Here is a 24093-nt window from a genome sequence, read left to right as displayed (position 1 = left end):
TGATTGCGGCCGACCTCGCGCCCGGCGAGCCGGCGGCCGCAGCGGATCTGCCGAACTGCGGCATCCGCGACCATTGCGTCTGGTTCGGCCAGGCGGGCGGCGAGGCCTGCTCGGCGTGCCGGTTCGTGGTGACCAAGACCGGCTGATCTGGCCGGCCCGCTCCCTTCAGCTCGAAGGTGCGGGACGATCGAGCAGGCCGAGTTCGATCAACCGCTCGTTCCAGAACAGGCGCTTGCCCAGCGGCGAGAGCAATTGCTCGCGCGTCTCGCGCCAGCGGCGGATCAGCGAATCCTGCTCGAGCGGGTGGCCGAAATCGGCATAGACCTTGGCCTTGTCGAGATCGCCGAGCTTGGCCCAGTGCATCGAATAGGGAATGTTCGCCGCGTCCAGCGCGCCGCGAACCGCCGCCGCCCCTTTCTCCAGGGTCACGCACAGCGCGGCGAGCGCCCGCCGGATCTCCTCGGGGTCGGGCGTCTCCGGCCGGATCTGCGCCGCGGCGAGCTTGCAGATGAGCGGCGACAGCCCGTCGATCTCGATCACCGCATTGTGGTCGAACCGGGTGAAGGCCAGCGTTCCCGCCGGCTTGGCGACGAAGCGCAGCGTGAACACGAACGAGGGCTCGAGCTTCCCGACCGCCTTGGAGATCGCCGGAATCGCCGCCGCGACGCGATCGAGCGGGATCGCATAGGACGCATTGTACAGCGCGCCGGGGACGTCGCCGCTGATCTCGTCGGGATGGAGCCCGCTCCAGTAGAAGCCCTCGCGCCCCGCATCCTCCGGATCGAAATCGGTCGTATTGGGCTCGAACGCTCCCTCCGCGCGATAGAAGGCGAACACCGATTCATGGCCCTTGAGCAGCATGCGCAGCGCGCGGAGCAACGCGGGATCGGTCGAATTGAGCAGGCCAGCACGCTCCAGTACGCTCGCACCGTGCGCCGCGACATAGCGGGTGAGCCACGCCCCGAGCTGCCCGATCGCGTCGGAGGGGCGGATGATGCCCGCGTCGCCCGGTGGCAGCAGCGGTTCAGCCTCGCGCGGGAAGTACATCATGTGGGTCGCGTCGTCGTCGAACGGCGCATGGGGATTAAGCGTCAGCTCGTAGAATTCAGGCAGTGTCTTGCAGCGCAGGCGCGCCGCCGTCTTGTCGAACTCGCCGCGCGCGATCTCGTCCAGCCAGTCGGGATCGATGCACGCCTTGCGCCGCATCAACGCAAAGAGCTGATTGTGGACCAGCTCGATCGCCATGCCGTTGACCACGCCCATGCCGCCCAAATGGACCAGCGCGTCCTCGAACTGGTCGTCGTCGCGCACCACCCGCAGCGTCGCGCCGTCGATCTCGAGCTGCTTCAATCCCTCGTCGCTGAGCACTGGACAGGATTTGCGCTCGATCCAGACATGCTCCTCCGCGCCGGTGATCAGGTGCATGCCGAGTACCATGTCCTGGATGCCGCCGAAGCCGAGCCGCGAGCCATGGCTGGCCGTGCCGGCGCCGCCCGCGATGGTGGCGCCGAGGTGCGTTCCGCTGGTCCGAATCGACAGGTCGCGGCGCTGTGCCCACGCCACGAGTTCGCGCAGCCGCGTGCCGCCGCTGGTGAGCGCGATGCTGCGCGCGGGGACGCAGCAGTCCGGGCTCCGTTCCGCGTCGCTCAGCGCGCCGGTCCCCGCCAGCCCGCCGCACTCCAGCTGCGACACCGCGGTGCCGATCAGCGCACTGAAGCTCCAGCCGCGCCCGACCATGCCGCCGGCGAACGAACGCGGTTCCAGTGGCGGCTCGGGGTCGAGCATCTTGGCGAGCTTGGCGAGATGCTCGAGCAGCGGCTTGCCCGTCGCGGCGAAGCGCTCGAGCCCCGACATGCCGCCGCAATCGGCAGCGTGGACACGCCCGATGCTCTCGATCGTCATCGACGGAATGGGATTGGCGCCGGCCGTCGCGCCGAGCGTCAGGTGGTAGTTGGACCAGGCGGCAAGGCTGTCATAGCTGATCGACGGCATGAGGATGCTCCGTTGCGTTGCGGTTCGGTGGATGCGGTCAGCGTCTGCGGCGCTGCTCGGGCTCGATCTCTCTGAACTCTGCCTCCGGGAGCCTGATCCACTCCTTGGTCTGCGCCTTGGTATCGCCCCAGCGGATCAGGCATTTCATGAAGCCGGCATGGAACACCGCCTCGGGCCGCGGGCCGCACGGCTCCGGGTTCATTCCCCGCGTGTTGAAACCGTCGGCGGTCATCACGAAGATCGGTCCCTTGGGATGGTTGAGCCGCAGGCTCGCGATCGACATCAGCTCGCTCTGATTGACGATCGTCGAATAGCCGCGCATCCCGACGCGGAAGAGATCGGGCCGGGCATCGACCTGGGGAATGCCCAGCTTCGCGTCGAGCGCATCACGGAACACGACGGTCGGGCCGTTACGAATGACGTAGATTTCCGAAGGCGGCGCACGGTCCGAGCGCGTCGCCTGGAACGCCGCGTGGCGCCGGGCCATGCCGGTATCGAACACCGAGGCGCGCACGCCGCCGTCCATATAGGTCCGGCCGTCGATCTGCACCGGCGTCAGACGGACGGGGATCGAGCTCGACGCGAGCGTCACGCCGGCGACGCAGGCGGCAAGCTTGTCGACCTGCCCGGGGGCGGGGCCGCCTGGGGCATTCAGCACCGAGCGGACCATGTTGGTCAGCGCGACGACCTTGAGGTCGCCGCTGCGCGCCTCGACCATGCCGACGAACAGCTCGGGGCTGCCCGCGCGCGCCATCCGGGCGAGCGCCGTCTCGCCGCCGCTCGCGTCGAGCAGATAGGCCATCACCTTCGCATGCAGCGGGCGCAGGTCGTATTGCGATCCCTTGCGTACGATGCCGAGCAGGCCGTTGGTGAGCGCGAGGTCCTCCTGCCGCTCGATGTCATACTCGCGCACCAGCCGTTCGTAATCGCCCGCCGCGACCAGCAGGCCCTGCATCGCGCCGGTGCTGATCCCCGCCACCGCCGTCCAGTCCTTGCGGCCGTGGCGATTGAGGAAGCCGGCGCCGAACGCTCCCCAGCTGCCGCCGCCGGACAGCATCAGCATCGCCGGCGGGCGCACCTCCTCCGCGACGAGCCCCTCCCGCTGCCTGCCCAGCGCGAGAATCAGAGGATCGGTACTGTCGTCGATCCTGTCCTGGGGAAGGGCGTCCATTGCCTCGATCGCCGCGTCCGGCGGGAGGTCGTCACCGCCGGCATCGCGCTGCAGCTCGGCGAACAGCGGGGTCGGCTGATAGGTCTGCACGTTCTTGGTCAGCAGGTCGCCGCAGGTGAAGGTCATCGGCTTGGCGCCGAGCTTGATGCACCCGCCAAGCGCGAGTGCCAGGGGCAGCAGCAGGACCGCGCGCATCGTCATTCTCCCTCGTCCGGAATCATTCCATTGCGGAGCGATCCTGCCCGAACCCGCATCCGAAAAGCGTGAAAATCGCCTGTGACGACGGATTCATTCTGATAGACTGCCCGCGGGGGAAGAGATCATGGACCGTTACCGCCTCAATCTGGTGGGTCCGTTCGGCCTGTTCGCGCCGGACGGGCGCCGCATCGACATCAGCAGCCAGAAGGGCATGGCGCTGATCGCGCTCGTCGTGGTCTCGCCCGGCGGGGTGCGGTCGCGCCGCAAGCTCGAGGCGATGCTGTGGGGATCGCGTGGCGCCAAGCAGGCGCAGGACAGCCTGCGCCGCGAGCTCTCCAACCTGCGCAAACAGTTGTGCGAGAATGGCGCGGGCGACCTGCTGATCTCCGAGACCAAGCGCATCGCGCTGGCGATCGAGCGGATCGAAGTCGACATCTTCGCGCTCGGGCTGGGGCCGCCGGATGCGCGCATGCGCTATGCCGGCGACTTCCTCGAGGGAATCGACCTGCCCGATTGCGACGCGTTCGAGGACTGGCTGCGCGAGGAGCGCGAGCGGGTGCGCGACATGATCGAGCTGCTCGTCCCCGAGCCGCCGGCGCCGCTGCCCGCCGCGTCCGAAGTGTTCGGCGCGGCGGTGCCGCATGCCGAGGAGACGCTGCACGGACGCGCGCCGCGCCTGCCGCCCAAGCCCTCGCTCGCGGTGCTGCCGTTCGCCGTGCCCGGCGAAGCCGCGCAAGGCTGGCTGGGCGCGGGCCTGGCGGACGAGGTCAGCGTGTGCCTCAGCGCCTTCCCGCAGCTCTTCATCGTATCGAGCAACGCCGCCCGCACGCTCGCCGACGCTGGGCTCGCGCGCGGCGAGATCGCGCACCGGCTGGGCGTGCGCTACCTGCTCGAAGGCAGCATCCTGCGCGACGGCGAGCGGCTGCGGGTCTCGGTCGCGCTGGTCGAGGGGCGCAGCGGCGAGCAATTCTGGGCCGAATCCTTCACCGGCCAGTCCGATGCCAGCTTCACCCTGCAGCAGGAGATCGCCGCGCGGATCGCGCCGCAGATCTGGACCAAGGTCGATCATGCCGAGCGCCAGCGCAGCCTGCGCCTGACCGGGCCCGTGTCGGGCGATTACGAGCGCTACTGGCGCGCCAACGCGCTGTCGCGCAGCTGGGAGAAGGACGCGATCGCCGAGGCGATCACGCTGTCGATGGAGCTCGTCGAGAACGATCCGACGTGCCCCTGGGCGACCTCGCTCGCCGCCTATTGCAACAGTATCGCGTGGATGCTGCACCACAGCCCCGACCGCGAGGCGGTGCTGCGCCGGGCGATCCAGAACTACCAGGCGGCGATGCGCTTCGGCGCCGACAATGTCGAGGCGCTGGGCTATTGCGCGGGCACGCTGGTCAATATCGGCGGCGACATCGACATGGCCGACCGCATCATCGGCCACGCGCTGCACCTGCTGCCGGCGCACCAGCCGGCCTTGTTCTGGGGCGGCTGGGTCGACGTGATCCGCGGCGATGCGGCGCGCGCCGCCGACCGCTTCGAGCTCGCGCTGCGGATCAACCCGGTGAGCGGCGCGCTCGGGCAGACGCTGACCGGGATCGGCTTCGCCATGATCCAGCAGGGCAAGCCGGACGAGGCGCTGCGCCTGTTGCTCGAGGCCGAGCGTGCCGCGCCCGGCTTTCCGCCGGCGCAGCTCGGGCTGTGCGTCGCGGCGCAGCTGGCGGGCAAGACCGACCTCGCGCGGGTCTATGCCGTGCCGCTGCTCGCGCGCGGCGGGCTGGCGCTGGTCGACATGCTGCGGCGGCCGGAGGATGTGCGAATGTTCTCGCAGGCGCTGTGCGAGGCTGCCGGAAGTGCGCGCGAAGGTGGGGTCGTGGCGTCGCTGCCGGGCAGCTGAGGCGGTCAGCCGATCAGCTGGTGCGGCGCCCAGCGGGCGCGGCGTACCTTCGCGGAGGGCGGGCGCTGCCCGATGCGGAACGCGCTGATCAGCGCCTGCCCGGCGGGAACGCCCTGTTCGGCGGCGAGCAGGCGGTTGGTCTCCGGCCAGTCCGCGAGGACCGAGACCGGACATGCGGCGAGCCCGTGCCGCTCCATCGCCAGCCAGGCGCGGTAGAAGGCGCGGCCGGTCTCGATCGCAGGCTCGCCGGCGGGCCGGACGAACAGCGCGATCGCCGCGGCGCTGGCGGTCTTGGCGCGCTCCGAGAGGAGCGTGCGCGCGAGCCCGAGCCGGTCGAGCGGGCGGAACAACGCCCCGAGTACCAGCCCAGCCGCACGCGCCTCGATCGGGCTGAGCGCCATTGCCTCGGCATTGAGGCCGTCGTGCGCCCAGTTCGGATGCGCGCGAGTCAGCCGCATCCATTCGCGCAGCTCGTTGCGGTGCGCGTCCTCGCGCAGGAAGTGCATCGATGCATCGTCGCCGAGCGCGGCGATGCGGGTGACCGCCTCACGGCCGCGGACCAAAACGAGATCGGCGCATTCGGCTGCGAGGCGGTCGAGCGCGGTGGCGTCGGCGAGCGGGACGAAGGTTCCGCGCCACGTCGCGCGGCGCTCGACCTCGGGCAGCCCCACGCGAGTATCGGGCGTCGCGCGGATCGCGGCGAGCGCGCCGTCAGCCTGCTCGACCTGTCCCGCCCATCCCTCCGTGGCGAGCGCGAGCAACGTGCCCTCCAGCGCTGCGCCGTGCGAGATCGCGATGTCGCGGCCGCGCGGATCGGCGGCGGGCAAACGGATCGACGGCGTGTCGAGCAGCAGGATGCGGCCCTCGCCGTCGAGCGACCAGCGCGTCGGCTGGACGTTGTGGACGCTCGGCGCGAGGCTGGCGCGGGCGACGATGCGGGTGAGGAGGTCAGGGCCGACCATCGAGCTGCTTCCCGAAGATGGCGAGGTCGTGGAGCGGGCGCGCGCCGATCTTCTCGGCCTGGCGCAGGCTCGCGCCGTTGACGTCGGCGATCCAGGTGCCGCCGACGCTCGCATAGCCGGCCTGCTTGAGCGCGGTCGCGAGGCGGAACAGCATCGCGCCGTTGAGCCCGCGATTCTGGTGCGCCGGGTCGACCGAATAGAGCAGAATCACCGCGCGCGTCCGCTTGAGGCGATGGCGCAGGAAGTGGAACGGCGTCGCGAGGCCGATCCGTGCGCGGGTGTCGCGGATGAACGGGTTCATGTCGGGCACGCAGAGCAAGGCGCCGACCGGGGCGCCGCGATGATGGACGATCACGGGCAGACGATAATCCATGATCCACATCATCTCGCCCGCCTGGAAGGTGAACTCGGCCGGGGTAAGCGGGACGAACATCGGATTGCGGTCGAACCCGGCGTTGAGCACCAGCCGGGCATCCTCCATCCGCGCGGCGAAGGTGCGGCGCGTCACGCCGAGCCATTGATAGTCGGGATCGTCGAGAATCGCCCGCTGCTTGGGGCCGAGCAGCATCGCCGGATCGAGCCGGTCGAGGTCATAGGCGAAGGTGGTCATGTCGAAGACCGGGCGGTAGCCGCTCGCCTCGAGCAGGCGCGGGAGATAGGGCGGCGACCACATCATGTCGGTATAGGGCGCGGCATCGAACCCCTTGGTGACCACGCCGGTCATCTGCATCGCGGTGAGGTTGAAATTGCCGGCGATCTCGGCTGCCCCGCGTTCCCGGCCCCAATCTTCGGCGGCCCCCAGCAGCGCCGCCGCGACCTCGGCATCGTTGGCGCAGTCGAAAAAGCCGAACTGCGCGCGGCGGGTGCCGTTGCGGATATTCGAGGCATCGTGAATCGCGGCGACGATCCGCCCGACCGGCTGCCCGTCACGGTGCGCGGTGAACAGCTCGAACCGGCCATGGCCTTCGGTCACCAGCGGGTTGCGCGCGGGATCGAGGATGCGGTCGAGATCCGCGCGCATGGGCGACACATAGGGGCTCGACGCCGGATAGACGCGGAAAGGTACCTCGAAGGCGGCGGCGCGGTCGCCGGTGCGCAGCGTGATCATGCGGAATCCCTTCGGGAGGTCGCGGCGAGCAGCCGCTGCGCGAGCGCGAGATCGGTCTCGGCGGAAGGATCAGCCGAGAGGCCGGGCAGGTTGATCGCGAGCAGCTCGAGCGGCGCGTCGCGCAGCACCAGGAGATGCGTCGCATTGTGCGTCTCGAACAGCGCAGTGACCGCCTCGGCCAGAATCGCGTCGCGCGCCATGCCCCACGGCGCGTCGCGGCGGCGCAGCACGGGATGCACAGCGACCAGCGCGGCAAGCGCCTCGGGTTCGGCCGCCTCGATCAGCGCGCCCGACAGGATCGCGCCGGCGCCGAGCGTCTCGCTGGCGGTGATCGCCTGCAGCAATGCTTCGCGGCTTCCCGGCGGGGTCGCGACCAGCGCGCGGCGCAGCGCGAGGCCGGCGTCCTGCGACGTGACCGCCTCGGCGCTGATCGTCACCAGCAGCAGCGCGGCAAGCACCACGAGCGCGGCTTGCGTTCCGCTCAGTCCAGTCCCTCCGGCACTGAGTCCCGCCCCGGCCAGCGCTGCGATCGCGGCGAGGAAGGCGAGCCACACGATGCGCTCGCGCACCCGCCACGCGCCGATCGTCAGCCCGACCCAGCCGAGCAGCATCACCGCGAGCGGCGAGAGCCGCGCCGGCATGTCGAGCGGCAGTTCGCGGAAATCGGTGAGCGCCGCCGGGATCAGCGCGACCTGGCACAGCGCCAGCGCGATCACCGCGCGCCGCTCGGCACGATCGAGCCCCCGTAACCCGGCCAGCGCCGTCGCGACGCAGAGCGTCATGCCGAGCGCGATATGCGCGCCGAGCGCGAGTGTGGCCCAGCGCTCGCCGGCGAGGCTGGCGATCAGCACCGCAACAGTGCCGGCAAGGACGAGCAGCTTGACGGCGAGCGGTGCGTGGCGGCGGATCAACCCCTCGACCAGCAACAGGACGGCGAGCGGGATCATCGCCGCGGCGACCGCGGTCACGGTGTTGAAACCCGCACCGGCGCCGTGCCAGAACAGGCCGCGGCTGGCATACATCACCGCGACCAGCCCGAGCGCCAAGGTCCACCGCCAGCGCATCGCTCCCTGTGCATCACGGCGGCGCACGGCGAGCATCAGCGCGAGCACGCCGGCAAGCCCCAGCGCATTGACCAAGCTGTCGGCGATCGCCGCGGCGGTCATCCCGCGATCATCCGCTGCAAGGCGCGGCGCACCAGCGGCCGCAGCAGCGCGGCGACCGGCGCCGGCAGCGGACGCTCGACGCGCGGCTTGTAGACGTTGAGGAACCAGCCGCGGCAATCGGTGCCGCTCGACCGTCCGACCGCAAGGTGGATGGCTTCATAGGCCATCAGCATGCCCGTCGTGATCACCATAGGCGCGAACGACATGCGGCTGCGACGTCCCGCCGCCACCTCGCCCGCGAGATCGAGGTCGATATGGTGCCGCGAGCTGCTGTTGAGCATGACATGCTCGGCCTCGCGCAGGAACGCTTCGGCGCGATCGGCGTCAGTCACCGCGTCGACCGGCTTGCCGCGCGTCGGATAGCGCAGCCGCTCCTCGGGCATCGGATCGCCCGGCCGCGTGACATAGACTGACGGCAGCGGCGAGGCATAGGCGTCGATCACCGTCCCGCCGCTGGCGCGGGCGCCGCGATAGAGGCGCAGCCCCGCCGCCAGATCGTCGGTGCCGTTGACGACGATCTTCGCCGTCTCCAGCACGCGATCGAGATGCTTAGGCCAGTCGCGATGCAGCACCTCGATCTGCGCCTCCGGGTTGATCCGCAGGCACTGGTCGCGGCTCGCCTCGGCCTTGTGCCGGCCGACGCTGTCGAGCGTCGCGAAGAGCTGGCGGTTGAGGTTGGACACCTCGAACGCATCGAGGTCGGCGATCACCAGCCGGGTGAAGCCGGCGCGGACCAGCGCCATCAGGCACGCCCCACCCATCCCGCCCGTGCCGCACACGAACACCGGCGTGGTGCGCAGCATCGTCTGCTCGGCCTCGCTGACGAAGCCGATGTTGCGGGTGGTCATCTCGCCATAGTCAAACATCGCGCTTCTCCCGCCACGGCCGCAGCCGCCCCCATTGGCGTCCCGGGCTGAGCCAGTAGATCGCCGGCAATAGCGCGCGCTGGACGAGCAGGAACAGCGCGGCGCCGAGCAAGGCCGGCAGCGAGTGCCGCGGCACGTCCTGCAGCAGATAGCGGCGCGCGGCGGCGAGGTTCATCTGGCCGACCTGCAGCACATCGTCGCCGCGGTGATAGTCGAGCGTCGCGGCGCAGAAGTCGTTGAACGCCGCATCGCGATGCTTGGGCGCATCGTCGAACCTCTTCTTGAGGTGATCCGAGCCGCCGCGATAGGCGTCCTCGATCACGAACCGTCTCTCGTCGAACCGCGCATCCTCGCTCACGCCGAACGCGGCGCGGTGGTGCTGCATGATCTGGCGGGCAAGCGCGAGGTGATCGAAGCGGCGAACGGTGCCGTCGGGCGACGGGAAGACGTTGCTGAAGCCTTCGCAGACCAGCCCGACCACAGCCGGCACCTGAGTCACGCTCGAGATCCAGAACGGGCGCAGCTGGTTGCGCACGAACAGCAGCAAGGTGGTCATGCCGTAGAGCGCCCAGGAAAAGCCTTTTCCCCGCGCTTCAGGGTCGATCAGCACCAGGCCAAGATGCGTGACGGTCTCCGGCCGCCCGCGATAGGTGACGTCGAGCAAAGCGAGCGCGTTGAATGCCACCGGACGGCCCGAGCCGCGCTCGCGGATCAGCATGATCACGGCGCGGTCGAGCGCACCCGAATCCGCGCGGAACACGCCGTAATCGAGTTGGCCGGAGGGGAGCGAGCGCGCCGCGATCTCGCGCAGCGCCGCGGCGAGCGCCGCGCGCTCCTCGGCCGGCATCCAGCGGCCCGGGCGCTCATAGACATGCGCGGCGTGGCTGGACGACAGCTTCACCGACAGGTTCAGGGTGGGCTGGATCAGCGCCTTGAGCCACATGGCGGCGCTACCCGGGCAGCAGGGCGAAATCGGCAGACATGTTTTCCCCCCGCGGTCGCGCCGTTTGGCCAGCGCCGTATATAGGGGCTAAGTTACCGAATTCTGCAATCGGCGCGCTAGCTTCGGCGCAATTCAACGATCCGGATCACGGGCCCGCCGCGTTCGCCCGGCACGGGCCGGAAGGTCGCGCGTATGCGCCCGCCAGCGGCGAGCATGCGGTAGATGCGGAGCTGGTCCGCGAACGCCTGCGGGTCGGCGCGATAGACGTCGTAATGGGTTAAGATCGCGAAATCCGCGCGGCAGCTCGCCAGCCGTTCGGGTGCGACGTGGCCGAGATCGACGACGGCGCGACCGGTGCGCTTCTTCTCGACTTCGCCGTAGCTGATCTTGCCTGCGAGGGCGTCGCGCGCATCGATGCAACCGGCCGAGCCGAGCGGGAAGCGTACGCCCCAGCCGCGCTGGATCAAGTCGATCGCGGCATGCTCGACCAGGATCGTGCTGCCGCGCGGGGCATTCGCCTCGATCCAGGCCGATGCGGCCTGGCGGGTGTCGTTGGCGCGCTCGATATATCCGGCTTGCGCGGCGGCGAGCATCGGGACGAGAAGCACCAGCGCCGCGACCGGCTCGAAGCCGGTCGGCCGTCGTCCCAGACGCCTGCGCAGCATGTTGGCCAGCGTGCCGATCGTGCCGGCGGCGGCGAGGGCGAGGAAAGGCAGCAGCGGTACGAGCCAGCGCTCCCACACCAGCGCCTGCGCGCAAATCACGATGCCGAGCGCCGCCACGCCGGGCAGGATCGCGACGACCGCGTGGCGGCTGCGCAGCGCGAGCACCGCGCCCGCCGCTGCCGCCGCCAGGCCAAGCCATCCGAAGGCTTCGAGCAAGGGCCCGCGCACATACCAGTCGAGATTGGCGAGGAAGCCGCCGCCGGTGGCGCCCGGGTGCAGCGGTCGCGCCTCGCCGGCGAGGTTCTGCGCGACCGTCGCATGGTCGAGCAGCAGATAGGGCGAGACGATCAGCAGCGTCGCGGCGGCGCTGGCTCCAAATGTCGCGAGCGGGCGCAGCAACGGGCCGCGGGGGGCTGCGCGCCACAGCACCGCGGCGAGCGGGTTCAGCGCGATCAGCGCCGCCGGCCATTTGGTCGCGATGCCGAGCGCGACGAACGCACCCGCGGCAGCGTGATCGCGCAGCCTTCCGCGCTCCAGGATGTCGAGCGCGGCGAGCGTCGCGAGCAGGATGAACACGCTCGCCTGGACGTCGGTGCGGATCAGCTGCGAATACTCGACATGGATCGAATTGGCCGCGAGCAGCGCCGCCGCGAGCAGCCCGAACCGCGGCCCGCCGAGCCGCCGCCCCAGCCGCCAGGTCAGGAACACGCACAGCACCCCGCACGCGACGAAGAACAGCCGCGCGGGCACGAACAGGATCGCGGGATCGGCATAAACCGCGGCGACGAACGCATCGACACCGGCGAAGCGCCCGCTCGCGATCCCGATCCCGCCCACCGCCAGCATCACCAGCGCGAGCGCGTAGAAGGTGAGCGTCGCGGGATGCCCGAACCAGCCCGGGTTGAGGCTGCCGCCGCGCAACATGTCGATCGCGATCATCACGAACAGGGGCTCGTCGGGGTCGTTGAGCGCGGGCAGCCCGAAGCCCACGCCGCGGATGCGGATCGCCGCCGCCCCGAGCAGGATGAGGAGAAGAAGCGCACGCTCGCCCCAGCCGGAGCGGCGCGCGTTACGGGCGGGGTGGTTCGGGTCCGTCATGTTGCCGAATGGCATGACGTGGAGTGACGATGCGAACCGTAATCCTGGCCGGCGGTCTTGGTACCCGGCTTGGCGAAGAGACGGCCGTCCGGCCCAAGCCGATGGTCGAGATCGGCGGCATGCCGATCCTGTGGCACATCATGAAGATCTATTCGGCGAGCGGATTCAACGACTTCGTGATCTGCCTCGGCTACAAGGGCTATCTGATCAAGGAGTTCTTCGCGAACTACTTCCTCCACACCTCCGACGTCACGATCGACCTGCGCGGCGGCAACGGGATGGAGGTGCACCATGCGCGCTCCGAGCCGTGGCGGATCACGCTGGTCGAGACCGGCGCGGCGACCATGACCGGCGGGCGGCTGGGCGCCATCCGCCAGTATCTCGATGACGATGAGCCCTTCTGCTTCACCTATGGCGACGGGGTGGCGGACATCGACATCGCCGACCTGGTGAGCTTCCACAAGGCGCACGGGCTGCGCGCGACGATCACCGCGGTATCGCCGCCGGGACGCTTCGGCGCGCTCGAGTTCAAGGGCACTCAAGTCACTGATTTCAAGGAAAAGCCCGCCGGGGACGGGGGACAGATCAATGGCGGGTTCTTCGTCGCCGACCCCTCGGTGCTCGACCTGATCGACGGGCCCGACACGGTGTGGGAACAGGGGCCGCTGGAGACGCTGGCGCGCGGGGGCGAGCTGATGGGCTACCGCCATGACCGCTTCTGGCAGCCGATGGATACGCTGCGCGACAAGCTGTACCTGGAGGAGCTGTGGAACGGCGGAAATGCGCCGTGGAAGCGCTGGTGAGCGGGTGGCGCGGGCGCCGGGTGCTGGTCACCGGGCATACCGGATTCAAGGGCAGCTGGCTAAGCCTGTGGCTGCATTCGCTGGGGGCCGAAGTGACCGGCCTGGCGCTCCCGGCGCCGACCCAGCCGAGCCTGTTCGAGGCGGCGCGGATTGGAGAATTGGTGGAACATGTCGTGGACGATGTTGGCGTTTACGACGCGGTGCATTCCACGTTCGCCAGGGCAAAGCCGGAACTTGTCTTCCACCTCGCCGCCCAGCCGCTGGTGCGGGAGTCCTATTCCGACCCTGTAGGTACATATGCGACCAACGTGATGGGGACCGTGCACGTGCTTGAGGCCGCGCGGAAGGTCGGCGGGGTCGAGGCCATCGTCTGCGTCACCAGCGACAAATGCTACGCCAACCGCGAATGGGTGTGGCCCTATCGCGAGGCCGACCCGATGGGCGGGCACGACCCGTACAGCAGCAGCAAGGGCTGCGCCGAGCTCGCCGCGGCGTCGTGGCGCGGTTCGTTCTTCGAGGCTGACGGCCCCGCCCTCGCCACGGTGCGCGCGGGCAACGTCATCGGCGGCGGCGACTGGGCGGCGGACCGGCTGATCCCCGACCTCATCCGCGCGTTCGAGGCGGGCGCCGCGCCGCTGATCCGCGCGCCCGATGCGGTACGGCCGTGGCAGCATGTGCTGGAGGCGCTGGGCGGTTACATCGCGATCGCCGAGCGGCTGATGGCGGGCGAGCGCAGCTTCGCCGATGCCTGGAACTTCGGCCCGTCGGACGAGGATGCGAGGCCGGTGAGCTGGATCGTCGAGCGGATGCGCGCGGCATGGGGCGGCGGCGACGCGCCGCTGCTCGACGGCGGACCGCGGCCGCACGAGGCCGGGCTGCTGCGGCTCGACAGCTCGAAGGCGCGCGCCGCGCTCGGCTGGCGCCCCGCCCTGACGCTCGACCGCGCGATCGAATGGATCGTCGAGTGGCACAAGGCGATCGGCGCGGGCGGAGATGCGCGCGCCGTCACCCTCGCCCAGATCGCCGCCTATTCGGCCGCTTCGAGCATGCGCGCCGCTGCTTGAAGATCCATCCTCCCCCGCCAGGGGGTGTCAGGTGAAAGCTGACGGAGGGGGGATTCCAGAACGCTGGCGGCGTGCTTCCTCCCCCTCCGTCACGCTACGCGTGCCACCTCCCCCTGGCGGGGGAGGATCGATTCCGCCGCGGCCTGAGCCGGCGCCTTCGCCAGCGTCAGGATATTGCCGAGCTTGAGGCCGATCGGGACCGGCGGCAGCGGCACGCGCTTGATCCGGACGCCCGCCGCCCATGCCGCTTGGCGCACGAGGAAATCGAGCGGGAAGACGTTGCGGCTGCCCTCGACCCCGACATCGGCGAAACCGGCGCGGGCCAGCAGCGCCTTCATCGTCGCGGGATTGTAGAGCTCGGGATGCTGGAGGCAGAAGGGCGGCCAGCGTTCGCCCATCAACCGGCGCAGCAGCGAGCTTTCGTCATGGGTGACGATCATCAGCGTGCCGCCGGGACGCAGCTTGGCGCGGACTTGAGTCAGCATCGCCAGCGGGTCGAGCAGGTGATCGAGCACATGCACCATCACCGCAAGGCCGACCGAGCCGTCGGGCACCGGGGAGAGATCGTCCATGCCGGTCGAGAGCAATGCCGGCTTGCCGCCCGCCGAGGCGCGCAGCTGGTCGTGGATCGCGACATTGGGCTCGAACAGCCAGAAGCGGTCGAACCCGCCATGGCGCGCCGCCTCGCGCACGATATGGCCGACATCGGGGCCGATCTCGAGATAGCCGCCCGCCAGGTCACCGCTCGCGGCAGCCCGCGCGAAATAACCGCGCTGGGTGGCGACGATCGCCGCGTCGCCCACCGCGTCCATGTTCGGCGCCATGCGCGCGTAGAGCTCGCCGAGCTGCTGGCCCGTGAAGAACACCGGATTGTAGAGCAGCCCGCAGCCGCCGCAGCGGTGGTAGGAGAAGAAGCATTTCGCCTTGAACAGGCCCGCCCAGAACGGGCGCAGCGCGTCGAGGGTCATCGTCTCCGCCGCCTTGCCGGCGCGCATCTCGGTGCGAGTGTCGCGCGAGCCGCAAGCCGGACAGGCGCGGTGGAGGAAGTGACTCATGCCCCCCTCCCCGCCGCGCGGAAGGTGACTCGGCTGTGCCAGAACCAGCTGGTCACGATGATCACCAGCGCGAAGCCGAGCTGAGCGATCACCGGCGGGATCCCGCCGACCTCGACCAGGATCGGCAGCGCGACCCAGTTGGCGGCGTAGTTGGCGAGGTAGAAGCCGGCGAAGGCGCCGAACTCGCGCATCACATTGCCGCGCGTGCGGAACACGCCGAGCTTGTAGGTGGTGAAGGCGAAGCACAGGCTCACCGCCTGCGCGATGCCGAGCGCGAGCAGATAATGGGTGTGGAACAGCGGCACCGCCCACAGCAGCAGCGGGTAGATGCCTAGGCCGAAGATGGTGTTCGCGATGCCGGCCGCGGCGAAGCGCAGGGGGCGTTCGGCGTTGCGGGCGATCATGACGGGTGCCTCGCCTCCGACAAATTCCGTCGATTCCCCTGCGAAGGCAAGAGCACCGTAGTCTGCGGGGACTCGAAATCCTCCCCCGCCAGGGGGAGGTGGCAGGCGCAGCCTGACGGAGGGGGAGGACGACGATCCACTTGAGACGCGAGTCCTCCCCCTCCGTCGCCTTCGGCGCCATCTCCCCCTGGCGGGGGAGGATTCACCTCGGCCGATCTTCGCCGGGTCTCGATACGGTGTGGCGTTTGCTTGAGGGAACGGAAGCCCATCACGATTCCTCCATCAGCTCGATGCGCATGTTCTCGCGCAGCACCTCGCGCGGGAGGAAGGGCGAGAGGTCCTCCAGCGCGGGCGAGGTGATGCGGCCGTCGGGATGCGCCTTGGCGCCGAGCTTGGGGGCGAAGGCGACATGCTCGTCGATGATCAGCTCGCACAGCACGGGCCCCTCGGCGGCGAGCGCGGCGGCGATCGCGCCGGGCAGGTCATTGTGCGATTCCGCGCGGAAATAGGCGAAGCCGAAGGCGGTCGCGACCTTGCCGAAATCGGGGAAGGTGACGTTGCTCTTGGGCCCGCCGCCGACCTCGACGCCGTTGAAGAAGTTGCGATGCGTCTGGAAGATCGAGACGTAACCGCTGTTGTTCACGAGGAAAATCTTCACCGGCATATCGTAGCCGGCGATCGTCTGCAGCTCCTGGATGTTCATCATGATGCTGCCGTCGCCGGCGATGGCGATGATGCGCTTCTCGCCGTTCGTCGCCGCCCACACGCCGATCGCGGCGGGCAGGTCGTAGCCCATCGTCGCGCAGCCGGAGTTGGTCCAGAGGCGCTGGCCCAGCTTGAGGTCGGCCACCTGGAAGCTGACGACGCAGGCGCTGCCGTTGCCGGTGACGACGATGTCGTCGTCGCCGAGCTGGGCGAACAGCTCGTCCATCGCGACATAGGGGTGGATGCTCGGGCCGTGCTCGCGATACTCGGGGAGCACCGCGGGGAAGCGCTCGCCCCGCTCGCGCGACCAATCGAGCCATTCGCTGTGCGCTTCGGTCGGACCGGCATAGGGTCGTGCGAGCAGCGCGGGGATGAGGTCGGCGAGGTCGGCGACCACCGGCATGTCGGGGACGACGGTGGGCTTGGCGAGCTCGACCGGATCGATGTCGATCCAGATCTTATAGGCTTCGCGCGCGAAGCTCTTCCAGTTGTAGCTCACCTGGCGGATGTTGAGGCGGCTGCCGAGGATAAGGAGCAGATCGGCGCTCTGCGTGACCATGTTGCCGCCGCGATCGCCGACCGTGCCGGGGCGGCCGCAATAGAGCGGGTGATCGTTCCACAGCACGTCGTGCGCGTTCCAGCCGGTGACCACCGGGATGCCGAGCTTCCCGATCAGCTCGAGGAACTCGGCGTGCGCGCCGGAGAGGCGCACGCCGCCGCCGGCGAGCACGACGGGGCGTTCGGCAGCGGCAAGCTTGGCGAGGATCGCATCGGCGGTGGCGTCGAGATCGGTCGCCCGCCACGGCTGGTCCAGCTCGGCCGGGTCGAAGCCGGGGAGCAGGTCGTCGGGATCGATCTTGGCCGCCTGAACGTCGAGCGGAATGTCGAGCCACACCGGGCCGGGGCGGCCGGTGGTGGCGAGGTGGATCGCCTTTTCCAGATGATAGCGGATCGAGTGCGGATCGGTGACCATCGTCGCGTACTTCGTGACCGGGCGGACCAGCTCCTCGATGTCGAGCTCCTGATCGCCGAACTGGCGCAGCGGGAGGCCGGTGTGGCGCACGGTGGTCTCGGTCTTCACCTGACCCGAGATGACGAGCATGCCGATCGAATCGACATAGGCGCCATAGACGCCGGTGATCGCGTTCGTGCCGCCGGGGCCGGAGGTGACGTTGACCACCGCGAGCCGGTTGGTGAGGCGGTAATAGGCCTCGGCGGCCATCGCCAGCGCCTGCTCGTGATGGGTGAAGGTCGTCTTGAGCGAGGGATGCGTGCCGAGCGAGTGGTTGAGGTGCATCGCCCCGCCCCCGGTCAGCATGAAGACGTCACGGATGCCGTGCTGGACGAGCGCGGCGGCGACCCAGTCGGAAAGCTTTACGAGAGTCATGGATTCCATCCGTTGTGAAGCGCGGTGCGGCGGATCGCCTCGTCGAGATCGACGGTGGGCTCGAGGCCGAGGTCGCGGCGGAATTTTGCGGTCGAGGGCACGTAGCGGCCGGGGTTCCAGCCGGGATCGGGGCGGCCGAGGATCTCGACGCCGGGGCCGCCGAGCAACGCGGCGGTGCGGCGCGCGAGATCGGCGATCGAGACGGCTTCCTCGGAGCCGAGATTGTAGGTCTCGCCGGGGCAGCCCCTGAGCAGGAGCGTCCACAGCCATACGGTGAGGTCGGCGGCGTAGAGATAGGAGCGGACCGCCTGCCCCGAGCCCTCGACGCGGATGCGCGCGCCGGCCATCGCGTCGCGGATGAAGTTGCCGGCGGCGAAGTGGATGTCGAGCGAGAGCAACGGCCCGAGCAAGGCGAAGATGCGCGCGCTGATCACTTCGAGGCCGAACTGGCGGGCGTAGATCGCGCAGAGCATCTCGGCGGCGCGCTTGCCCTCGCCATAGGCCGAGCGCGGATCGCGCGGATCGGGGCCGGTGAGGCAGTCTTCGGCGACGTGGGTGATTTCCGGCGGCTGGGCCCCGTAGACCGCGCCGGAGCTGAGGTAGAGGAAGCGCTGTGCCCCGCTGGTTCGGGCGAGATCGAGCGTGCGGCGGGTGCCGGCGACGATCGTATCGAACATGCGCAGCGGGTCGCGCGCGTTGAGCGCGGCGCTGGCGTCGGTCGCGGCGTGGACAATGTGGGTGAAGCGGCCCCTGGGCGGGTCGAACGTCAGGACGTCGCCGGGGAGCAACGTGGTGCGGGCGGCGAGATGGGGGGCCTTTTCGGCGAAAGCATCGGGATCGCGGGTGAGCAGGACGATCTCGGCATCGGTGTCGGCGCGGGCGAGCGCTTCGAGCATCCAGCGGCCGATGAAGCCGGTGCCGCCGGTCATGAAGATGCGTGCGCCCGACAGGCGCGGCCAGAGCGGGGCGAGCGACGCGTTCACGGCTTCGAGGTCGCGGTCGAGGATCATGCCGCGGCGAGCCCCAGCGACGGGCGGTGGGCGCGATGAGCGCGGACGCTCTGCGCGATCGTGTCGAGCGCGAGCGCCCAGACCAGCAGCGCGATCACCCCGGGGCGGACGAAATGGCCGATGGTGAGGCCGAATTCGGGCTCGACCGGGCGGCCGCTGAGCCAGCTATTGGTCGACAGCTCGAGGATGGTCGAGAGCGGGACGTCGCCGACCAGGCACAGCAGATAGGCGCAGACGATCGCGACGATCGGTCCGGGACGGCGAAACGGCTCGAGGAAGACGAGGAAGACGAGGAACACCTGGGTGTAGCCGCCGGGCGACTGGGTGACGAGATAGGCGCCGAGGAGGAGCGTGGCGATGCGCTCGCGCCCCACCGCGCCGGGCTGGAGCCAGGCGGCGAGCAGCGCGGCGAGCGCGATGCCCTGGGTGGCGCGGATCACGGTGGAAGCGGCGAGGATGATCGTGTCGACGGTCTGCGACGAGACGAACTGGAGCAGCGGGATCGGCGCCTTCTGAACCAGCATCAGCGGGGCGTAGCTGGTCGAGTAGTTGATCTCGTTCCACACCTGCCCACTCTGGAACACGACCCAGTTGGCGGTGTTCGAGACGATCTCGCCCGGGGTGCCCGCGCCGACCATAGCGAGCGTGGCGAGGTAGAGCAGGACCGTGGCGATGCCGGCGATCTCCAGCGGGCGCCACTCGCGCTTCACGGCATGGGCGAGCACGGGGAGCAGGAGATAGGGCTTGAAGTTGATCGTCGCGGCGGCGGCGAGCGCCCTGCCCCAGCCTTCACGCAGCAAGGGGCCGTGGGCGAGGATGAAGCAGGCGAAGCCGGCGAGGATGAGGTTGCCGCGCTCGAGGGTGAAGAGCAGCGGCAGGCCGAGGCCGAGCGCGATCGTGCGCATTGGCGCGGTGGCGCGGTCGAGGCGGCGCAGGCTGAGCCAGATCAGTGCGACGTCGATCAGGTAGAAGGCGTAGATCGCGGTGCGGCCGAGCCAGTCGCAGTCGCGCGCGTGGAAGGGCGACTGGAGGTAGCAGCCGGGCAGGCTGAAGGTGTCGAGGAAGACGAACGAGAGCGGCGGGTAGATCGTCCGCCACACGTCGTAGGCGCCCGGGTTGTTGGCCCAATATGCCGTGTTGAACCAGTCCATGAAGGTGTCGTTGGTGTCGAACACGAAGGGCTGCGGGAGATAGCCGGTGCGCTGGAAGAAGGCCGCGCTTGCGGCGAGGCTCGCCAGCACGGCGGCGGCGAGGAGGATCTCGGGGAGCAGGCGAAGGCGGCCGGTCACGGGAAGTTGATCCGCTCGGCCTCGATCACCAGGGGGACGTTGCGTGTGCGCTCCGAGATCAGGCGGACCTGCTCGCCGATCAGGCCGAGGAAGAGGAGCAGGACGGCGAACATGCCGGTGACGGCAGTTGCCGCGAGCAAAGCGAGGCCGGGGCCGCCGAGCAGGGCTGCGACGAGCGCGGCGAGGAGCAGGACGAGCGCGGCGGCGCCGGCCCAGAAGGACAGGATGATGGGGAGGCGCAGGAGCGACTTGGCCGAGCCGGCGAGGCCGGAGAGCGCGAAGGAGAAGAGCGCGGCGAAGTCGTTCTTGCTCTCCCCGGCGGCGCGCTCGGGGCGGTCGAAGGGGACGACGGCGAGGCGGAAGCCGCTCTCCACGAGCATCGCGCGGAAGAAGGGCTCCGGCTCGTTCCAGCGGGCGAGCGTATCGACCACCTGGCGGTCGAACAGGCCGAAGCCGGTGGCGCCGGGAACGACGGGCGTGTCGCCATAACGGGCGAGGAAGCGATAGCCGTGCCTGCGTGCCTGGCCGAGCAGCCAGGAGGTGCGCTCCGAATGGCGCTGGGCGAGGACGATCTGGGCGCCGGCGCGCCACTGGCGGACGAACTCGCCGATCATCGCCGGGGGGTCCTGGAAGTCGGCGCACATGCCGATCACCGCCTCGCCCGCGGCCTGGTAGATGGCATAGGTCGGCGAGCGCATCTGGCCGTAGTTGCGGTTGTTGAGGATCGCACGGACGCGGGGATCGGCGGCGCAGAGCTCGCGCATGAGATCGCGGGTGCCGTCGGTCGAGTTGTTGTCGATCAGGATGATCTCGTGGCTCGCGACGTGACGCTGCGCCTCGGCAGTCACGGCGGCGACGATGTTCAGGACATTCTCCGCCTCGTTGAAGCAGGGAATGACGATCGACAGCTCGGGGCGGTCATTCATGTGAGCGCCACAGGCGGATGCCGGTCGCGGGGGCGTAGACCTCGGTGAACAGCGCGAGGGCGATCACCAAAGCGAGCAAGGCAACGGCGGAGATGTTGAACTTGCGGTCGTCGTCGAGGCGCGGCGCCTCGATGATCTGGACGTCGGTCGCGGTCTCGGCGGCAAGGGTCTCGACCGCGACTTCCTCCGAAGCGCGGGCGTAGACTTCGTACAGCGCCTGGGCGAAGCGATAGTCGCGATAGCGGTTGAGATACTCGCCCGAGACTTCGGTGAGGCCGGCGACGTTGGGGCCGGCGGGGCCGGTATCGGGGCGGGCGCTCCGGGCGATCTGGGCGCGCAGCTGCGAGACTTCGGAGCGGGCCGCCATCAGCTGCGGGTTCTCGGGGCCCTGGAACTGCTCGAGCGTGCTCAATTCGACCAGCTTGGCCTGGAGCTGGGCCTCGAGCCCGGCGCGCAGCGACAAAGCGGAGCCGAGCTGGGCTTCGGGCGCGGCGAGGTTGTTGCGACGGCGGAACTCGCCGAGCGCGCCTTCGGCCCTGACCACGCGGCCGGCGGCTTCCTTGAAGCGGCGCTGGACCACCGCCTGCTTGCGCCGCACGCGATCCTCGCCGAGCGCGGTCAGTCGGTCGCTGATCGCGCGGACATAGGTTTCGGCAAGCTTCTGCGCGAAGGCGGAATCGTGGGTGCGCACCTCGACCTCGACGATGCCACCGGTGAGCGAGTGGATGTCCACTCGCTTGCCGAGCGCGAGGCGCGCCTTCTCGATATTGGGGTAGCCCTCCTCGCCGACCAGCTTGAGGCGCTGGATCACGGCGTCGGTGACCTCGGTCCCGCGGCCCACGGCGAGGTAGAAGTCGACCGGCGTCTTGGCGCCGCCCAGCAACGCGGCAAAGCCCTGGAGCCCGCCGCCCGCGGCGTTGGTCATCGAGCCGAGGCCGATGCTGCCCGCGTCCTGCGGCACGACCTTGGCGCGCGCGACATAGGGCCGCGGGACCACGCAGAGGACGAGCAGGACCAGCGCGACCAGCGCGTAGGCGAGGCGGCGGCGGCGCGGATCGCCGATCCACGCGAGGGTCTGTTGCATCCGCATCAGTCGACGATCGATGCGATCGACGCGGCGCCGACCAGCCCGCCGAACAGGCTGCCGGTGATGTCGCGCAGCCGCGCCCAGAACTCGCCGCGATTGGCCTCGATCGGGACGTAGATCAGGTCGCCGGGCAGCGCCGGCGCGCGCAGCACGCGCTTGCCGTCGGACAGCACGGTGCCGTTGGCGCGGACGACGAAGATCTCCTTCTTGTCGCCGAGCTTCTGTACCCCGCCCGCGAAGGTCACATAATCGCCGATCGTTCCGCCCGAGCGATAGGCGAAGGACGCCGGGCTCGGCACCGCGCCGAACACGCCGACCGTCACCGGACGCGGGGGCACATGGATCGTGTCGTTATTCTCGAGGATCAGGTCGCTCGGGAGCGTGGCGGCGTCGACCGGCAGATTGAAGACGAGACGGCCGGTGGGCTCGCGCTTGCGCAGCTGGTCGACCACCGAGTCGACCAAAGCGAGGTTCGACGGCTGGATCAGCTGCGAGCGGTTGACCGAAGTGACCGGCTGGGCGGTGAGCTGCAGCTCGACATCGTCGATCGCGCGATCGAAGCTCTCGCGCTGCTGGCGCTTGACGCTCTCGCGCGTAATGACGCTGGCATAGGGGAAGGCCTCGGGCGTGAGCCCGCCCGCGGCGGAGACCACATCGGCGAGACGTGTGCCGGGCTTGAAATAATAGCGGCCGGGCTTGGCCACCTCGCCGCTGATCGTCACCAGCACCGACTGCTGGCCGGTCGGCCGCGCGAGATCGATGTTGGAGAGCACGCGCACGACATCGCCGCGCTGCGCCTTGCGCACTCGGGCTTCCGCGGCGCTGACCTCGGTCCAGCCGGTCGCGGAGCGGCCGAGCGAGTCGAGCATCATCAGCCGCGTGCCGTCGGCGATCGTGCTGATCCCGCCGGCATAGAGGAGCACGTCGGACAGCGTCTCGTCGGGCGCGATCTCGAAGATCGCCTCGCGGTTGACGCTGCCGATCACCGCGACCTGGTCGCCCGCGGGCGCGACATAGAGCACGTCGCCATTCTGCAGCACCGCGTCGCCGCTGCGGTCGCCGCGCAGGAGCAGGTCGTAGAGATCGAAGTCCGAGACCAGCTTGCCGTCGCGGCGCAGCTGGATCGAGCGGAAGCTGCCGCCTTCCGAGGGACCGCCCGCGGCGAGCACCGCGTTGACCAGGGTCGAGAGGCTGCCGACATTGTACGCGCCGGGCCTGGCGGCGAAGCCGGTGACGTAGACGGTGACGCCGCGCAGCTTCGCCACCGCGACCTCGAGCGCGAAGCCGCGATACTGGCGCGACACCTGGCGCTCGATCACGGCATGGACGTCGCCATAGCGCACCCCGCCGACGCGGATCGCGCCGACACGGGGGATGAAGATGCGGCCCTCGGGGTCGATCGTCAGCCGCAGGCCGGACGCCTGCACCGATCCGGTGAGGCCGAGCAGCAGCTCGTCGCCGGGGTTCAGCCGATAGTCGGGCGGCACCGCCGCGACCGGCGAGACCGCGAAGCCCTTGGCCTCGGGCAGCAGCAGCTCGGTGCCGAAGCGGCGCAGCGGCTTGCCGGCGACGGTCGAGACGAAGCGCTCATAGTCGTTGGCGGCGCGCGGTGCGGGCGGCTTGCTTCTCGCCTCCGCGTCGGGCGCGGAGGGTTCGACCGGGGGCGCCTCGATCGTCTGCGGGCGGAACGGCACGATTTCGGCCGGCGGAACGGCGACTTGCGCGCCGCCGCTCACCGGAGCGTCAGTCCCCTGCCCTCCCGGCGCGACGGGCGAGGCGAGCTGGGCGAAGGCGGGTGCCGACAAGAACAGGGCGGCGGCCGAAGCCACGACAAATGCAACACGGTTCGATCCTCCCCCGCCAGGGGGAGGTGTCAGCCGCAGGCTGACGGAGGGGGCGGACGCGATAACGCCGGTTGGGAGTCCTCCCCCTCCGTCACGCTTCGCGTGCCACCTCCCCCTGGCGGGGGAGGATTGGAAAGCCATCGAACGCCGACACACCTTGGAACGAAATTTCATGCCGCACGGGTTTCCATGTCGATGAGCGCGCCGCCGGGGACGAGGAGCAGCTCGGCGGCGGCGTCCCAATGCCACGCATCAGCCGCCACGAGCAGGCCGGCGCCATCGCCGCCGACGCGATACGGCTCACGGTTCCAATGCGTGGCGTGGCCGCCGGCTTCGGTCAGGAACAGCACGCCGGACGCGTGATCCCAGGGCAGGATGCGCTGGAACAAGGCGACGTCGTTGCTGCCGAAGACGAGGCGCGGATAGCTTTCGGCGGCAACGACTTCGCCTTGTTCCAGC

General features: G+C 69.8%; 20 protein-coding genes. 3 read left to right on the top strand and 17 right to left on the bottom strand.

Annotated elements, in window-relative coordinates:
* Positions 1–165: 165 nt before the first annotated feature.
* Both ABDV68_RS09800 and ABDV68_RS09795 read right to left on the bottom strand, forming a co-directional pair.
* Positions 166–1992 (bottom strand): hypothetical protein, encoded by a 1827-nt coding sequence (locus ABDV68_RS09800; protein ID WP_343519692.1) that lies wholly within the window; start codon positions 1990–1992, stop codon positions 166–168.
* A gap of 37 nt (positions 1993–2029) precedes the next feature.
* Positions 2030–3358 carry a patatin-like phospholipase family protein gene (locus tag ABDV68_RS09795; RefSeq protein ID WP_343519691.1) on the bottom strand — a complete coding sequence of 443 codons (1329 nt, stop codon included), beginning with the start codon at positions 3356–3358 and terminating at the stop codon, positions 2030–2032.
* Positions 3359–3485: 127 nt separating this feature from the next.
* Between ABDV68_RS09795 and ABDV68_RS09790 the strand changes: the two genes are divergently transcribed.
* Positions 3486–5252, top strand: coding sequence for a hypothetical protein (locus ABDV68_RS09790; RefSeq protein ID WP_343519689.1), 1767 nt, complete (start codon positions 3486–3488; stop codon positions 5250–5252).
* 5 nt (positions 5253–5257) lie between these two features.
* Here ABDV68_RS09790 and ABDV68_RS09785 read toward each other — a convergent pair whose 3' ends face one another.
* From ABDV68_RS09785 to ABDV68_RS09760, 6 genes are all read right to left on the bottom strand, one after another.
* Positions 5258–6214, bottom strand: coding sequence for a hypothetical protein (locus ABDV68_RS09785; RefSeq protein WP_343519687.1), 957 nt, complete (start codon positions 6212–6214; stop codon positions 5258–5260).
* Complete coding sequence (locus ABDV68_RS09780; RefSeq protein WP_343519686.1) at positions 6201–7322, bottom strand: GNAT family N-acetyltransferase; 1122 nt, start codon at positions 7320–7322, stop codon at positions 6201–6203. Before ABDV68_RS09780 ends, ABDV68_RS09785 begins: the two co-directional genes overlap by 14 nt.
* Positions 7319–8488: a hypothetical protein gene (locus ABDV68_RS09775; RefSeq protein WP_343519685.1), complete on the bottom strand. Its 1170-nt coding sequence runs from the start codon at positions 8486–8488 to the stop codon at positions 7319–7321. Before ABDV68_RS09775 ends, ABDV68_RS09780 begins: the two co-directional genes overlap by 4 nt.
* The gene (locus tag ABDV68_RS09770; protein WP_343519684.1) at positions 8485–9354 is read right to left on the bottom strand and encodes a ThiF family adenylyltransferase; all 870 of its coding nucleotides are present in this window, start codon (positions 9352–9354) and stop codon (positions 8485–8487) included. The genes ABDV68_RS09775 and ABDV68_RS09770 overlap by 4 nt, the downstream gene beginning before the upstream one ends.
* A complete protein-coding gene (locus tag ABDV68_RS09765) occupies positions 9347–10297 on the bottom strand; it encodes a hypothetical protein (protein WP_343519682.1) in 951 nt (316 codons plus the stop codon). Before ABDV68_RS09765 ends, ABDV68_RS09770 begins: the two co-directional genes overlap by 8 nt.
* 116 nt (positions 10298–10413) lie before the next feature.
* Complete coding sequence (locus ABDV68_RS09760) at positions 10414–12060, bottom strand: glycosyltransferase family 39 protein (RefSeq protein ID WP_343519681.1); 1647 nt, start codon at positions 12058–12060, stop codon at positions 10414–10416.
* A 29-nt stretch (positions 12061–12089) separates the two neighbouring features.
* Between ABDV68_RS09760 and rfbF the strand changes: the two genes are divergently transcribed.
* Positions 12090–12863, top strand: coding sequence for a glucose-1-phosphate cytidylyltransferase (gene rfbF, locus ABDV68_RS09755; RefSeq protein WP_343519680.1), 774 nt, complete (start codon positions 12090–12092; stop codon positions 12861–12863).
* Positions 12848–13927: a CDP-glucose 4,6-dehydratase gene (rfbG, locus tag ABDV68_RS09750; protein WP_343519679.1), complete on the top strand. Its 1080-nt coding sequence runs from the start codon at positions 12848–12850 to the stop codon at positions 13925–13927. Before rfbF ends, rfbG begins: the two co-directional genes overlap by 16 nt.
* A gap of 89 nt (positions 13928–14016) precedes the next feature.
* Here the strand turns inward: rfbG and ABDV68_RS09745 are convergent, their stop codons facing one another.
* The 9 genes from ABDV68_RS09745 to ABDV68_RS09705 all read right to left on the bottom strand — a co-directional run.
* On the bottom strand, positions 14017–14982 hold the full coding sequence (locus ABDV68_RS09745) for a class I SAM-dependent methyltransferase (protein WP_343519678.1): 966 nt from the start codon (positions 14980–14982) through the stop codon (positions 14017–14019).
* Positions 14979–15386: a GtrA family protein gene (locus ABDV68_RS09740; protein ID WP_343519677.1), complete on the bottom strand. Its 408-nt coding sequence runs from the start codon at positions 15384–15386 to the stop codon at positions 14979–14981. The genes ABDV68_RS09745 and ABDV68_RS09740 overlap by 4 nt, the downstream gene beginning before the upstream one ends.
* A 268-nt stretch (positions 15387–15654) precedes the next feature.
* On the bottom strand, positions 15655–17478 hold the full coding sequence (locus tag ABDV68_RS09735) for a thiamine pyrophosphate-binding protein (protein WP_343519676.1): 1824 nt from the start codon (positions 17476–17478) through the stop codon (positions 15655–15657).
* The gene (locus ABDV68_RS09730) at positions 17475–18488 is read right to left on the bottom strand and encodes an NAD-dependent epimerase/dehydratase family protein (RefSeq protein WP_343519675.1); all 1014 of its coding nucleotides are present in this window, start codon (positions 18486–18488) and stop codon (positions 17475–17477) included. The genes ABDV68_RS09735 and ABDV68_RS09730 overlap by 4 nt, the downstream gene beginning before the upstream one ends.
* Positions 18485–19777, bottom strand: coding sequence for a hypothetical protein (locus tag ABDV68_RS09725; RefSeq protein ID WP_343519674.1), 1293 nt, complete (start codon positions 19775–19777; stop codon positions 18485–18487). Before ABDV68_RS09725 ends, ABDV68_RS09730 begins: the two co-directional genes overlap by 4 nt.
* Positions 19774–20703 carry a glycosyltransferase family 2 protein gene (locus ABDV68_RS09720; protein ID WP_343519672.1) on the bottom strand — a complete coding sequence of 310 codons (930 nt, stop codon included), beginning with the start codon at positions 20701–20703 and terminating at the stop codon, positions 19774–19776. Before ABDV68_RS09720 ends, ABDV68_RS09725 begins: the two co-directional genes overlap by 4 nt.
* Positions 20696–21793: a capsule biosynthesis protein gene (locus tag ABDV68_RS09715; protein ID WP_343519671.1), complete on the bottom strand. Its 1098-nt coding sequence runs from the start codon at positions 21791–21793 to the stop codon at positions 20696–20698. Before ABDV68_RS09715 ends, ABDV68_RS09720 begins: the two co-directional genes overlap by 8 nt.
* The gene (locus ABDV68_RS09710; RefSeq protein ID WP_343519669.1) at positions 21793–23619 is read right to left on the bottom strand and encodes an SLBB domain-containing protein; all 1827 of its coding nucleotides are present in this window, start codon (positions 23617–23619) and stop codon (positions 21793–21795) included. Before ABDV68_RS09710 ends, ABDV68_RS09715 begins: the two co-directional genes overlap by 1 nt.
* Before the next feature lie 185 nt (positions 23620–23804).
* On the bottom strand, positions 23805–24093 hold a 289-nt coding region (locus tag ABDV68_RS09705; RefSeq protein WP_343519668.1), incomplete at its 5' end, for an inositol monophosphatase family protein.

Source organism: Sphingomonas sp., assembly GCF_039595165.1.
GTDB lineage: Bacteria > Pseudomonadota > Alphaproteobacteria > Sphingomonadales > Sphingomonadaceae > Sphingomonas.
Note: the sequence above shows the minus strand (reverse complement) of the source record. Positions and strands in the feature narration are given on the sequence as shown.

Coding starts and splice junctions, on each gene's coding strand:
- ABDV68_RS09800 (WP_343519692.1), bottom strand. CDS start 1,992: ATGCCGTCGATCAGCTATGACAGCCTTGCCGCCTGGTCCAACTACCAC.
- ABDV68_RS09795 (WP_343519691.1), bottom strand. CDS start 3,358: ATGCGCGCGGTCCTGCTGCTGCCCCTGGCACTCGCGCTTGGCGGGTGC.
- ABDV68_RS09790 (WP_343519689.1), top strand. CDS start 3,486: ATGGACCGTTACCGCCTCAATCTGGTGGGTCCGTTCGGCCTGTTCGCG.
- ABDV68_RS09785 (WP_343519687.1), bottom strand. CDS start 6,214: ATGGTCGGCCCTGACCTCCTCACCCGCATCGTCGCCCGCGCCAGCCTC.
- ABDV68_RS09780 (WP_343519686.1), bottom strand. CDS start 7,322: ATGATCACGCTGCGCACCGGCGACCGCGCCGCCGCCTTCGAGGTACCT.
- ABDV68_RS09775 (WP_343519685.1), bottom strand. CDS start 8,488: ATGACCGCCGCGGCGATCGCCGACAGCTTGGTCAATGCGCTGGGGCTT.
- ABDV68_RS09770 (WP_343519684.1), bottom strand. CDS start 9,354: ATGTTTGACTATGGCGAGATGACCACCCGCAACATCGGCTTCGTCAGC.
- ABDV68_RS09765 (WP_343519682.1), bottom strand. CDS start 10,297: ATGTGGCTCAAGGCGCTGATCCAGCCCACCCTGAACCTGTCGGTGAAG.
- ABDV68_RS09760 (WP_343519681.1), bottom strand. CDS start 12,060: ATGACGGACCCGAACCACCCCGCCCGTAACGCGCGCCGCTCCGGCTGG.
- rfbF (WP_343519680.1), top strand. CDS start 12,090: ATGCGAACCGTAATCCTGGCCGGCGGTCTTGGTACCCGGCTTGGCGAA.
- ABDV68_RS09745 (WP_343519678.1), bottom strand. CDS start 14,982: ATGAGTCACTTCCTCCACCGCGCCTGTCCGGCTTGCGGCTCGCGCGAC.
- ABDV68_RS09740 (WP_343519677.1), bottom strand. CDS start 15,386: ATGATCGCCCGCAACGCCGAACGCCCCCTGCGCTTCGCCGCGGCCGGC.
- ABDV68_RS09735 (WP_343519676.1), bottom strand. CDS start 17,478: ATGACTCTCGTAAAGCTTTCCGACTGGGTCGCCGCCGCGCTCGTCCAG.
- ABDV68_RS09730 (WP_343519675.1), bottom strand. CDS start 18,488: ATGATCCTCGACCGCGACCTCGAAGCCGTGAACGCGTCGCTCGCCCCG.
- ABDV68_RS09720 (WP_343519672.1), bottom strand. CDS start 20,703: ATGAATGACCGCCCCGAGCTGTCGATCGTCATTCCCTGCTTCAACGAG.
- ABDV68_RS09715 (WP_343519671.1), bottom strand. CDS start 21,793: ATGCGGATGCAACAGACCCTCGCGTGGATCGGCGATCCGCGCCGCCGC.